General features: G+C 39.3%; 12 protein-coding genes and 1 rRNA gene. 4 read left to right on the top strand and 9 right to left on the bottom strand.

Going from position 1 to position 12,046, the window contains the following annotated elements; translation table 11 throughout:
• Positions 1-912: 912 nt before the first annotated feature.
• The 5 genes from AC623_RS07960 to AC623_RS07940 form a co-directional block, all read right to left on the bottom strand.
• Positions 913-3,495: a chemotaxis protein CheW gene (locus AC623_RS07960; RefSeq protein WP_049661954.1), complete on the bottom strand. Its 2,583-nt coding sequence runs from the start codon at positions 3,493-3,495 to the stop codon at positions 913-915.
• A 28-nt stretch (positions 3,496-3,523) separates the two neighbouring features.
• On the bottom strand, positions 3,524-3,967 hold the full coding sequence (locus tag AC623_RS07955; RefSeq protein WP_156187008.1) for a chemotaxis protein CheW: 444 nt from the start codon (positions 3,965-3,967) through the stop codon (positions 3,524-3,526).
• 287 nt (positions 3,968-4,254) lie between these two features.
• Positions 4,255-4,902, bottom strand: coding sequence for a hypothetical protein (locus AC623_RS07950; RefSeq protein WP_049661953.1), 648 nt, complete (start codon positions 4,900-4,902; stop codon positions 4,255-4,257).
• A 71-nt stretch (positions 4,903-4,973) separates the two neighbouring features.
• Positions 4,974-5,582 carry a phosphatase PAP2 family protein gene (locus tag AC623_RS07945; protein ID WP_049661952.1) on the bottom strand — a complete coding sequence of 203 codons (609 nt, stop codon included), beginning with the start codon at positions 5,580-5,582 and terminating at the stop codon, positions 4,974-4,976.
• 152 nt (positions 5,583-5,734) lie between these two features.
• Positions 5,735-5,956, bottom strand: a complete 222-nt coding sequence (locus AC623_RS07940) for an FAD-dependent oxidoreductase (RefSeq protein WP_049661951.1) — start codon at positions 5,954-5,956, stop codon at positions 5,735-5,737.
• 91 nt (positions 5,957-6,047) lie between these two features.
• On the opposite strand from AC623_RS07940, the gene AC623_RS21890 reads away from it, so the two are divergent.
• Positions 6,048-6,203, top strand: coding sequence for a hypothetical protein (locus tag AC623_RS21890; protein ID WP_231603413.1), 156 nt, complete (start codon positions 6,048-6,050; stop codon positions 6,201-6,203).
• Positions 6,204-6,395: 192 nt separating this feature from the next.
• Here AC623_RS21890 and AC623_RS07930 read toward each other — a convergent pair whose 3' ends face one another.
• Together AC623_RS07930 and AC623_RS07925 are read right to left on the bottom strand one after the other, a co-directional pair.
• A complete protein-coding gene (locus AC623_RS07930) occupies positions 6,396-6,638 on the bottom strand; it encodes a hypothetical protein (protein WP_049661949.1) in 243 nt (80 codons plus the stop codon).
• 35 nt (positions 6,639-6,673) lie between these two features.
• Positions 6,674-7,060, bottom strand: coding sequence for an NAD(P)-binding protein (locus AC623_RS07925; protein ID WP_049661948.1), 387 nt, complete (start codon positions 7,058-7,060; stop codon positions 6,674-6,676).
• Positions 7,061-7,355: 295 nt separating this feature from the next.
• Between AC623_RS07925 and AC623_RS07920 the strand changes: the two genes are divergently transcribed.
• On the top strand, positions 7,356-8,417 hold the full coding sequence (locus AC623_RS07920; RefSeq protein WP_049661947.1) for a glycosyltransferase family 4 protein: 1,062 nt from the start codon (positions 7,356-7,358) through the stop codon (positions 8,415-8,417).
• Positions 8,418-8,510: 93 nt separating this feature from the next.
• Positions 8,511-8,657: a hypothetical protein gene (locus AC623_RS21720; protein ID WP_176713750.1), complete on the top strand. Its 147-nt coding sequence runs from the start codon at positions 8,511-8,513 to the stop codon at positions 8,655-8,657.
• A gap of 80 nt (positions 8,658-8,737) precedes the next feature.
• On the opposite strand, the gene AC623_RS20770 is transcribed toward AC623_RS21720, so the two are convergent.
• Complete coding sequence (locus AC623_RS20770) at positions 8,738-10,180, bottom strand: ATP-binding protein (RefSeq protein ID WP_053104093.1); 1,443 nt, start codon at positions 10,178-10,180, stop codon at positions 8,738-8,740.
• A gap of 427 nt (positions 10,181-10,607) precedes the next feature.
• Here AC623_RS20770 and cyoE point away from each other — a divergent pair, with 427 nt between their 5' ends.
• Positions 10,608-11,549: a heme o synthase gene (cyoE, locus tag AC623_RS07910; RefSeq protein WP_049661946.1), complete on the top strand. Its 942-nt coding sequence runs from the start codon at positions 10,608-10,610 to the stop codon at positions 11,547-11,549.
• Between the two features lie 122 nt (positions 11,550-11,671).
• On the opposite strand, the gene rrf is transcribed toward cyoE, so the two are convergent.
• Positions 11,672-11,787: ribosomal RNA gene (rrf, locus tag AC623_RS07905) — 5S ribosomal RNA — on the bottom strand.
• Positions 11,788-12,046: the final 259 nt, after the last annotated feature.

Raw genomic sequence — 12,046 nt, 5'->3', positions numbered from 1 at the left:
TAATGTTAGGCTTTCGGCGTTGCCAGCCACTTGCTCAATCGAAGCGGCCATTTCCTCAATGGCCGCGGATACTTCCTCCACTGATCTTGAGGCACTTTGCGTATTGCCAGCCACTTGCTCAATCGAAGCAGCCATTTCTTGAATCGCACTGTTCGTTTCTTGAGCAGAGGCTGTTAAACTTTCAGCGTTCGCGGATACTCCCTTAATGGATACGGCCATTTGCTCGATCGAAGCAGAAATTTGTTCGACCGATGCTGCTGTCCTTTCCGTATTGCCAGCAACCTGTTGAATTGATGCTGCTAACTCTTGAATAGAATCACTTGTTTCTTTTGCAGAAATCGTTAAGCTGCTAGCATTTTCTGCTACTCCAGCAATCGACTTGCTCATTTGTTCCATCGCTGCCGAAATGCTCTCTACTGATTTAGTCGTACTGTGAGCGTTGCCGGAAACTTGTTGGATCGATGCCGCCATTTCCTGAATTGCATCAGTTGCTCCTTTTGCAGATACAGTTAATTGATCGGAGTTTTGAGCTACTCCTCTTATTTGGCTAGCCATCTCTTCCATCGCTGCCGTCACTTCTTCTACAGATAGTGAACTGCTTTGTATATTTTGATCAAGCCCTGTAATAGCCGTTAAAATACCTTCTAAGGTAACAAATGACTTGCTCGTCGATTCTCGCAGGCTGTCAGCATTAATGATCACCCCATTGATGGATTTTAACAGGTTAGCCATCACAGCCTCGGCCTTTTCTAAAGATGCCGACTGCTGCTGGTTGCCGGCCGTTAGCTGGCTAAGCGCAGTAGCAAGGTTCAATAAGTCGTGATCAAAATTTGAAGAATTCATTAAAATTTGTTCCATTTGGTAGTTTGTTTTTCTAAAAAAACTCATGTTGAAACCCTCCTAGTATATTTGTTAATTGGCTTTTAAAATAGGTTCTTCGTTGTTAAATGGCTGTTGAATAGGCTGTATATCCGTTGAATGAATAATCTTATCAAAGTCCAGCAGAATGACTACTCGATTTCCATCCTTGCTAATTCCCTTAATTAAATCAGAATGATTATATTGACTGCCTGCTGGAGGGTGTTCAATCTGATGATGGTTTGTCTTTAATACTTGAGTCACTTCATCTACAAGGAACCCAACATCTTCTCCTTCATTTTCAACTACAATGATTCTCGATTTTTGCGTGATTTCTTTTACTTCTAAATGAAACCTTTTTCGTAAATCTACAACTGGAAGCATCGTTCCACGCAAATTAATAATTCCTAGTAAATCGTCAGATGTATTCACTACCTTTGTAATATTAGGTACTGACACAATATCCTTAGCTCTTTGAATTTCAAGCCCGTATTCCTCCGTATCCAGCTTAAATGTGACAAATTGCTGTTCTTCTTTTAATTCTTTCTTTCTATTGATCTCAATATTTTCTAAAAGCTGTGCTCCTTCTTCTCGAACAACAGAAGATACGTCCAATATTAACGCTACACTCCCATCGCCCATGATTGTAGCTCCCGCTATATATGGAGGAGAACCGACGTACTTGCCAAGTGATTTAATGACAATTTCTTGATTTCCCAATGTTTTATCAGCAATTAAGCCAATTCTTTTGTCTGCTATTCCCACAACTATGACAAACTCTCTATGCTTGTGCTTAGGGATAGATTCATCATCCTCAATTTGAAGTCTCTCCTTCATCCTTACGAGTGGAAGAACTCTTCCCCTAACAAGCCCTACCTCTTTATTGTTGACGATTTGGATATCGTCTGTATTTAATCTAATAATCTCCAATACATTAACTAATGGGATAGCAAATGTCTTAGCTCCAAATTTTACGAGAAGGGAACTAATAATCGCTAAAGTGAGCGGCAGCTTAACTGTGAAAATTGTGCCTTCTCCCACAGTAGATTCAATATCGATAAGGCCATTCAAATTTTCTATATGGGCACGAACAATATCCATCCCGACGCCCCGGCCTGATATGTCAGTAATTTTCTCAGCGGTGGACACACCAGATTTAAAAATAAGAAAAATTAACTCCTTATCTGTCAGCTTGTTAGCTTCTTCCTCTGAAATGCTCCCTCGCTTAATAGCTGATTCTTTAACCTTTTGCGGATCAATTCCTTTACCGTCATCCTTTATGGAAATGACAATATGATTTTCTTCATGGGCTGCTCGTAAAACAATTTTTCCTTTACGGGGTTTGCCTATTTTTTCTCTTTCCTCTGGTGCCTCGATCCCGTGGTCAATAGAATTCCGCAACAAATGAATAATCGGATCACTGATTTCTTCTATTAGACTTCGATCTAATTCGGTTTCTTTTCCTTCCATAATAAACTCAATTTCTTTTTCTGATTTTTGTGCAGTATCCCGGACCATTCGTGGAAAACGATTAAACAACTGTTCAATCGGCAGCATTCTCGTCTTCATCATTCCTTCTTGAAGCTCAGTAATGACTCTGCTCAAATGGTTAGTCACTTCATCTAATGTATCGATATCATCCTCCCGACTCGTTTCATTTTCTGTCAGCCGGCTTCTAACATCGACTAACCTCGTTTGATCAATCACTAGTTCTCCCACTAAGTTCATCAGATGTTCTAATCTATCTACATCAACCCGAACAGTCGGATGGACTTTCTGTTTGATAGAACTGCGTTTCTCCGTTTCGATAATTTCTGGCTCCTTCGTTTCCTTTATGTCCTCATTTGCTGCTTCGGTTATAGGGGCGCCAGTATCTGCTTCTGCCAGTTCTACAACATCCACCGATTCAATATCTGATACTTGGCTTACAATATCGATGATTTCCTGCTTTGTTTGCATGGTTAGAAGAATGTAGGTCATGTCTCCTGTGAAATCTGTTTCTTTTTCCATTTCTTCAACAGGAGGAAAAGCAGCAATAATCTCTCCTGCTTCCCTTAAATTGTTATGAACGAGCAAAGCTCTTACATTTTTCATCAATGTATCTTTCATTAAACTAACCGATACAGCTACGGCATTATGACCAAATGTATAAGCATTTCGAATCACATTCTTTTGATAGTCATCCAATTTAACTGGCACCTTGCCTGTTGACTTAGGGGTTACTTCTTCTTTTTTCGGCGGCTGCTCACCATCTCTCTTTAGTTGATGCAGCTTATCTACATGCGGAATAATGTCCATCTTATCGAGACTGCCGTTAACAATTGCTTCTTTTAACCTCTTTATAAAGTCGATGCTTTCAAAAATAATATCCACTAAAGCAGGTGTAACAGTCAGAAGCTGATTGCGAATCAGATCAAACACATTTTCTAAATGATGAGTGAACTCTTTCATTTTCTCAAACCCCATCGAAGCAGATGATCCCTTCAACGTGTGAGCGGCCCGAAAGATGTTTTGGATCGTTTGCGTATCAGACGGTTTTTCTTCCAAAATTAAAATTTCCGAATCCAGTATTTGCAGTTGTTCATCTACTTCATCAAGGAAGACCCCGAGATAAGCGGACAAATCAAAATCGGCCATTCCGACTCCCCCTTTTCCATAAAATTCTTTATGCTCCCAAGCTATACAGAACTTTTTTCAAATCTAAAACCCCAATCACTTGACCATCAAATTTTGCAAAGCCTTTAAAAATATCTTTTTCCAGCTGTACTCCTGGAGGAGGTTCCACATTATCTTCTTCAAATTTTGTGACCATTTTTACTTCCTCTACAATGAGGCCAATATTCTCATTGTCTCCCTGTACAATTACAATTCGATTCTTTTTATGTTTGATCGCTGGAGGAAGCTGAAAACGCTTATGCAGGCTAATAACAGGAATAATATTTCCTCTAAGATTGATCACTCCTTCTATCGTTTCATGGATTCCTGGAATACTTGTGATCACTGGCACTAGAAGGATCTCTACTACCTCCTCTATAGATAACGAGCACAATTGCCCATTTACTGAAAAAACAACAAACTGAACTGTGTTAATAGGCTGGTCATTCGTCAAGTAAAATGCCCCCTTATTTAAACTTATTTCCTGTCTCTATTTTCAAGCTTTTGTCTCCCTTTTTGCATTACCGCCTATTCCTATTTTCACAAAACCAATAGACTAGGAAATAGGAGTCTTCATGAAATAAAACTAGACTAAGGTTCCTATTTTTTCTTTGAATAGGACTGTGTTCTTATATTTTTTTCACAAAAAGGAGGGCAATAAAAAAAGAACTGTTCACTAAGTTAGAAAAAACTAACTTTAAGAACAGTTCTTTTAAAATAAGTAATGGTTGGACAGCAGTGTTAATACCTGTCAAAGTTAAATTCGCTAAGAGAGTCCGCATGACTAGCAATCATAGCGATAATCGTATTCGCTTCCTCTTTACTGAAAATGAAATTTGTTTCATCTTCTATTAATTCGTCATCCACCGTTTTTATTCGATTCACCCGCCGAAGAACTCCATCGCCTGTTTCCTCAATGACACCGAATTGATATGTCACTTCCACTTCATCTTCATGAGCGTAAGCCGTCACTTCCGGTGTAGACCATTCCACATCTATTTGATCAAACACTTCGTCTACTTCTTCATTTGCTTCGAATTCGAATTCAAATTCGTCATCGTCATCCCAGCCGCTTCCGCCTTCCATAAACTCATGGAAGCTTTCATGAACCTCGTCAATGATATCTTCAATGTCCGGGAGAACGGTTTTAGACATTTGTTCTAAGTCTAATTCTAACGTTTTTACATAGAACTCCTCATTGTAAGGATCGAAATATAACGAGCAGAAGTATTCGCCCTCATCCTCACTCGTTTCTACAAAAAACTCGATCCGGGGATGCTTCGCTGCTCTGTCAATCGTCATATGGCCCACTTCATCATACTTTTCACAAATCGATTCAAGGTGATCTTGAAGCTCTTCACTAACCCGGTCAAACCATTCTAATGACATACTGCATCCCTTCCTTTCAGGTAATCGGTTTTAGTATGTCTTTAAGCTCCGTCTTTATTCATTTTTACCGGTCACAACCTTGCTGAACGATTATATAGATAGATGATGAAAGATAAGACCACTAAACCGGCACAGGCGCCTGCTATAATATCTGACAGATAATGCACGCCCAAATAAACTCGGCTGATGGCAATCAGTGTAACCGTTGCAATGACAGCCAGCAGCCATATGAACGAATATCTCTTGCCTATTTGTAAAATATAAATGAATAAATAAAATAAAAAGCCCAGAAAAATAGTAGAGTTCATCGTATGCCCGCTTGGAAAGCTATAGCTTCCTGCCTCAATGAGAGGCTGAAAAGAAGGGCGCTCTCTTTCAAATATCTCTTTTAAAAATTGATTCGTCCATCTCGCTCCCCAAAATGCCAGCATAACAAAGAAAGATTGGCGATATTGCTTCTGTATTACCATTAATAGAGACACAACAACGGCTACAGGAAGAAGAACCTTAATCGAGCCAATTTGGGTAAACAAATAAAATAAATCATTAAAAAATCCTGTCCGGACCCTCTCGAAAAATAAAATGACCGCCGTATCATATTTTTCAACTAAAGGCTGTTTATACGTTAAAGATAATATTACAAACAGCAGTAAACTAATCCAAGTGGAAATTTTCCCCATCCTCTTTCACCCTCCGACTGTCTATAAACATTTTTATCTTTCTTCTTTCATTGCATTTGCTGCTTATTAGGATACCCTTTATGTTTCTGTTGTTCGGGCAAAATGCTTTTTATTAAAAACTAGGAGGCGTCCTAAAAGTTAGACCTCTCCCTCTATAAACTCATGAACCATTTTATTAAATTTACCGCTTTCAATCCTGACAAAACAGCTCCTTCCATTGTGGCAAAATAAGGCTGTCCTGTGTAATCACCGGCTAGAATCAACCCTTCTACGGATGTTTGTTGAGTTTGGCGAAGACCTTGAAAGCCTGGTTCGAGACTATGGGAATCATATTTATGGTTAACCTGGCGATAGTCCAGTATATTACCTTCCAAGTCTAAGCCGGTCTTCCGGACATCCCCTATTATAAACTTTAGTGTCTATTCCGGCTCTAAATCGGGGAAATTTTCAGGAGGGCTGAGTATAATGGATAGTCTCCCCTTAGAAGCTGGAAATGTCGTTCGAGCATACTCTGCAAAGCTTGATAAGCATGTAAAAGGAGCAAATGTTGTTACATCAATTGGAATAGCCGGTTTAGTCATCTCAATTTGGAAACTGACTGCTGGCATTAACGGAAGCTGAAACATCGGATGATTTTCAACCACCGGTTTCAGCAGCTTCTTAGCGGCATGTAGAGTAACAGCTTGCACAGTATGTTGAGCTCTGTATACTTGTCCGTCCTCTAATCGGATTCCTTTTACTTTTCCCTCTTCGATCACCAGTGTCTCAATTTTAGAATGTGTTCGGCCGCTGCCGTCGTTCTTTATAATTTGATCAGCAATTAGGACACATCACCTCTGTCATGCCACCTAAATAAGTACTTACTCTCATTTTATAAAATTTAGGAATAGCCGGAGCCAATAAGGAAAAAAATACATAAGCAGAGTAGCGTTCAGGAGGTAAAAAGAACACTCTTGAACTTAAAGGAACAATGAGACGATGAAAAGCTCTATTTGTTACATTGTATTTTGCAGCATACTCTTTAATACTATGTTGATCGAGCTTACGAGAGGACATAACGTAATCCTTCAACCCGTTCATACAAGAGGAAGCTATGACAGCTTGACTTTTAATGATAAATACCGTCTGTTCCCTACCAAGCCATTAACTGTTTTAATCATTCCGAATAAAGGAGCCATGCCGAGCACTAGCGGCTTCTCAGCATTTACTCTAACGTGTACTTTCTCTTCCCACATGAAGATTTCGGACAGTTCTCCCCCCGCTTTTCGGAGCACTGTAGGCAAGTGTGTGTAATATCCAATGTATCGGTGAAAGCCAGATTCTACATCTATGCCGTCTAAATTATAAGAAGAAGTTCTTCCGCCCACTGCACCCTCTCGCTCAAGTAAAAGAAGACTTTTCCCCTTACTCGACAGCTCTAAGCCGCAAGACAGCCATGCCAATCCACCACCGACAATAATTACATCAATTTTTTTCATTTGTAATACCACTCTCGTTACATAATATGTTAATATTCTCGCCCATTTCTGTTATCATACAAATAGAGAAGTTTCAGCTAAACAGTCGATTGATGGAGAAGAGTGTTAATTTTCTAGTTTTAAAGCAAATGACCGCTATTTTCCCATCTTTTCTCGACAAAAAGATTGAATTATCGCGAATACGAGTAATAGTTATTGTGCTATTTGCTACTTTCTTTTATTATCAAATTGAGAGATTAGAATTTTAAGACCGTCTTATATTAATAGGACTTAGTCATAAAGGAGCTTTATTAAATTGAACCTACAACTTTTTTTAGCTTTTGCAGTATCGTTCATTACGGCTTTGGTTATTACGCCTTTCGTCATTAAATTAGCGATAAAAATAGGAGCAGTTGATAAACCGAATGAGAGAAAAGTGCACCAAACCCTCATGCCTAGATTAGGAGGGCTCGCCATTTTTATTGGAGTGGCGGCTGGTTTCTTTGCTGCAGGCTTGTACGAAGAGCGCGTTGCTACGATTAGCATCGGAGCGCTGTTGATTGTAGTGTTAGGGATTTTCGACGATTTATATGAGCTTTCCGCTAAAACTAAATTTATTGGCCAAATTCTTATTGCCGTGCTTATTGTGAGTTCTGGCCTAACAATTGATTTTATTACCATTCCATTTATTAATGAAAAGATTCAGCTTGGATTGTTAGCTTATCCATTTACGGTCTTTTGGATTGTAGGGATTACCAATGCAGTCAACTTAATTGACGGATTAGATGGCTTAGCAGCAGGTATTTCATCCATCGGGATTGCTTCTATCGCTATTTTAGCGGCTCTCTCTGGAAAAGTATTAATTTTAACGTTAGCGTTAATTGTTCTAGGAAGTACGCTTGGCTTTTTACGCTACAACTTCCACCCAGCTAAGATTTTCATGGGAGATACCGGAGCCTTATTTCTTGGCTACGTTATTGCCGTATTATCTCTTCTCGGCCTGTATAAAAGTGTTACCCTATTCAGCATCATCATCCCGGTTATTATTTTGGGGGTTCCTGTATTTGATACTCTTTTCGCGATCATCCGCCGAATTATCAATAAGAAACCTATTTCAGCGCCGGATAAATCCCATCTTCACCACAGGATTTTAGCTTTAGGGCTATCTCATAGAAATACGGTACTCGTTATTTACGGCTTTGGCATTCTATTTAGCGTAGCCGCTATTCTCTTGTCATCTGCCACTCTATGGGCTTCGCTCGCTATTATGGTCCTTCTTCTAGCCGTTCTTCATATGATTGCTGAACTAGTCGGAGCGGTTGGCGAAAGGTATAAAACATTTTCGAAAATTTATAGGAAATTATCAGGAAGATCTTAAATTGACACCCTTCCTATGTACGTGCGATAATTAACTTACAATTTATGTTTTACATCTGCTTGATTTCAATTACCTGATTGGAGGCTGGGATAGATGGCTGCAAATTCTGAGACAAAGAAGATCGCTGTTGATTCAACTGTTTCTTTAAAAGGAATCGTCAAAGCAATTTTTAACGATACTATTCACATACAAATTGGCGGAAAAATCATTACGCTGCCCGCTTCACAAATTACACCGTAATTCGCGATACATCTTATAGAAGCTGATAAATTTTTTAACCATCTAAAAAGGACAGTCATTATATCGACTGTCCTTTTTATTCATTCATCATCCGCTCCAGGCAACAAAATCAACGCTGCTGTTCCTTTTCCTACCTCACTCGAAAATGTAAGGCTGCCTTTATGATCCTCGATAATTTTTTTGCTAACCATTAACCCTAATCCCGTCCCTGTTTCCTTACTCGTATAAAAAGGTTCAAATAACTTCTGCAATTTATCCTCAGGGATGCCTATTCCTTCATCACATACTTCGATAGAAGCATAACCTCTTGATTTTGCCGCTGTTTGGATTAATATATTTCCTCCGCTCGGCATCGCCTCTACGGCGTTTTTAATTAGGTTGATCATCACTTGCTTTATTTGCTGAGGTTCGCAACAGACAAGCGGGAGGGAGCTATCACACCGAACATGAATGGTAACGTCATTTAATAAAGCTTCTGGCTTCATAAAATTCACGACCTCTTTTATTAATTTATTCATGTTCCTTGTTTCTAATTTCATGTCTTGCTGCGGCTTAGCAAGGAATAAAAATTCATTCATAATAAACTCAATCCGTTCAAGCTCTGATACGATGATCTCGTTATATTGACTATTTGTTTCCTTTCCTAAGAGCTGGACAAATCCTTTAACGGCCGTTAGTGGATTTCTAATCTCATGAGCAATCCCTGCTGCTAGCTGACCAATCATTCCTAGCTTATCCCACTTTTCAGCAAGCCTGTCCTGCTCCTTCCATTTCGTGATATCACAAGAGACACAAATGTACCGGCTGGCTGTTTTTTCCCCATTAGCAATCGGAATAATTTTTGTTTTAATCCACCGGGAATGCTCTTCCCCTTCTCCTCTTAATTCAAATTCCATTTCTCTTGGGGTATCGGTTGGAGTAGAGAAACAAGCACGGATTTCTTCTGGTGTAGCATTGCGTATTCTCTTACTTACAACCGCTGGATCCATGTAAGATTGTTCTATATCAAACCCCCAAAACTCTTTAAAAGAAGGTGTAGCATATAGATACTGCTTCTTCTCTATATCATAGATACAAATTACTTCATTAATATTTTGAATGCCGTCTAAAAGAAGCTGTTCTCCTTCCCCTCTGTCCGTTTCTTCCTTCCATTTTTTATCCTTTATAGGATGACCGATCATTCTAATCCAGCCTTGTTCATCTCTTTCTATCGTCTCCCATTGAATAACGGAAAAAGCGTCATTTTTACAGTTACAACGATGGATGAACGGATGCATATTTACATTGTTTTGCTGAAAAAATAACTGATCCTCTACCCTTTGTCGATCTTCCGGATGTACTAGCTCCAAAAATGATTGATCAAGAAGCTCAGCTAATGAAGTTTGTACAGCCTGCTCAAACGGAAAATTTAGATACTTGATTTTCCCTTCTTTATCTACTATTAGCAACATTTCTTTTATCCGATCATTAAGCCACTTTATTGATTCATTTATACATTCTGCTTCTTCCTTATTTTGAATCACTATTATTCCTCCGCCTTTTTATATGCAAAATCGCTTAACCAGCGTGATGATGATAAAACTTTTGACTATTTTCTATAGAAATATATATGCCCTTTTATACTAGATATTACTAAAGAATGACATTTATCTCAATAAGATATGCAGTTTTCGAGACAACAGATTTATATTTTCATAGGTAATACTTCTCAGGTTATTTTATAAGATAGAATCTTGTTTTTTCTACATTATATTCCCTTTCATTGAACTCTTCTATTAGCTCTTTAAAAGCGATAGTCCTATCTATTTTTTTAATTTATCAGCTATCTTTCGATAAAAATCTTTCTGGACAGTTTGTTCTAAAGTTGTCAAAGCTCACTGTACTTTTGACGTATGAATTATGGTAAACTAACAAAGGATAGATATTTTCAGATAGAAAAGAGGGGAAAAAATGCGGAGTGATGTAAAAATGGATAGTAGTGTGCAAAAAGCCTCTCTAGCAATGCCGAAACAGAATCTAACCAAGATTTTGGCAGAAACCATTAAGACAGGCATCATTAAATCGAACTTGATTGCCGTATTTGCAGGATTGGCCTTAGCCTTATATATAAATAATATGAGCCCATTTGATAAACTTGCGGAGATTTTATTAACTATCGCCGGCTCAGCACTTGTTATTGGTGCTGCAGGAACATTTAACAATTTATACGATCGAGATATCGATTCGGTTATGGACCGGACCAAAAAGCGGCCAACAGTAACAGGAGCCATCCAACCAAAACTTGCACTTCTCCTCGGGAGTGTCATGTCTTTGTTTGGACTATTGTTCCTTGCTATAGCCTCACCACTCGCAGCTTTCTTTGGCTTTTTGGGATTATTTCTATACGTTGTCCCTTATACGATGTGGTCAAAACGCCGTACCGTTTACAACACGGAAATTGGAAGTCTCTCTGGCGCCATGCCCCCGCTTATAGGCTGGGCTGCTATTACTTCTGATCTCATGCATCTTGAACTGCTCGGGCTTTTTATCATTATGGTCCTTTGGCAAATGCCACACTTTTATGCCATTGCCATCCGTAAGCATAATGACTATAAGGCAGCGAATGTTCCTATGCTTCCTGTTGTGAAAGGATTTAAGCGGACTTATGCACAAACGAATATCTATTTAGCAGCTTTAATGGCCGGCAGCTTTCTTTTTGCCGGTTTGCATATAGGTATAGCTTTATTAGCATTTCTCTTGAGTTCTGCGTGGTTTATTCTCAGTGTCATTGGCTATAAAAAAATGTCGCCTGAGAAGTGGGCAACCACTATGTTTATTTTCTCGCTCAACCACTTAACCATCTTATTTGTTGTGATCATTGTATATTGCTTCATTGGCACACTGTTCGCTTAAATTATAAAGTTGGTCTTTAGGCCTAGAGAGAGTTATATCTTATAACTCTCTCTAGGCTATAAAAATATATCCATTGAACAAATAAAAAAAGAACAGCACAAATGCGCTGTTCTTTTTTATTTGCCTGGCAACGTCCTACTCTCACAGGGGGAATCCCCCAACTACCATCGGCGCTGAAGAGCTTAACTTCCGTGTTCGGGATGGGAACGGGTGTGACCTCTTCGCTATCGCCACCAGACTGTATAAAGCTGAAAGAGTTTGTTCTTTCAAAACTGGATAATATGTTTCAGTAACCGGCAATACCGTGTCATGGTTTATTGCTTTTACGCCGTGCGGCGTTGTCCAGCTCCAGCAGCCAGACTCTCGGTCATAAGTCGTCACGTCTGTGTGGCAAAGAACGCCACTTCGACGGTCCGTCTTATGTCTGCCGAGTCTAAACGGCTGCTTCTGCTTTTCGTTTGTCCAGCTCCAGGCGCTAGCTGTTCGGATCACTTCGA

It is taken from the genome of Bacillus sp. FJAT-27231, assembly GCF_001183975.1.
Taxonomy (GTDB): Bacteria; Bacillota; Bacilli; order Bacillales; family Domibacillaceae; genus Pseudobacillus; species Pseudobacillus wudalianchiensis.
The sequence above is the reverse complement of the archived record's forward strand: the minus strand, read 5'-3'. Positions and strand labels throughout refer to the sequence as shown.

Bases quoted from the DNA above. Each gene is read 5' to 3' on its own strand.
- cyoE (WP_049661946.1), top strand. From the start codon at position 10,608: ATGCGGAGTGATGTAAAAATGGATAGTAGTGTGCAAAAAGCCTCTCTA.
- AC623_RS21720 (WP_176713750.1), top strand. From the start codon at position 8,511: ATGGCTGCAAATTCTGAGACAAAGAAGATCGCTGTTGATTCAACTGTT.
- AC623_RS07950 (WP_049661953.1), bottom strand. From the start codon at position 4,902: ATGTCATTAGAATGGTTTGACCGGGTTAGTGAAGAGCTTCAAGATCAC.
- AC623_RS07945 (WP_049661952.1), bottom strand. From the start codon at position 5,582: ATGGGGAAAATTTCCACTTGGATTAGTTTACTGCTGTTTGTAATATTA.
- AC623_RS07925 (WP_049661948.1), bottom strand. From the start codon at position 7,060: ATGAAAAAAATTGATGTAATTATTGTCGGTGGTGGATTGGCATGGCTG.
- AC623_RS07960 (WP_049661954.1), bottom strand. From the start codon at position 3,495: ATGGCCGATTTTGATTTGTCCGCTTATCTCGGGGTCTTCCTTGATGAA.
- AC623_RS21890 (WP_231603413.1), top strand. From the start codon at position 6,048: ATGGATAGTCTCCCCTTAGAAGCTGGAAATGTCGTTCGAGCATACTCT.
- AC623_RS07930 (WP_049661949.1), bottom strand. From the start codon at position 6,638: ATGTCCTCTCGTAAGCTCGATCAACATAGTATTAAAGAGTATGCTGCA.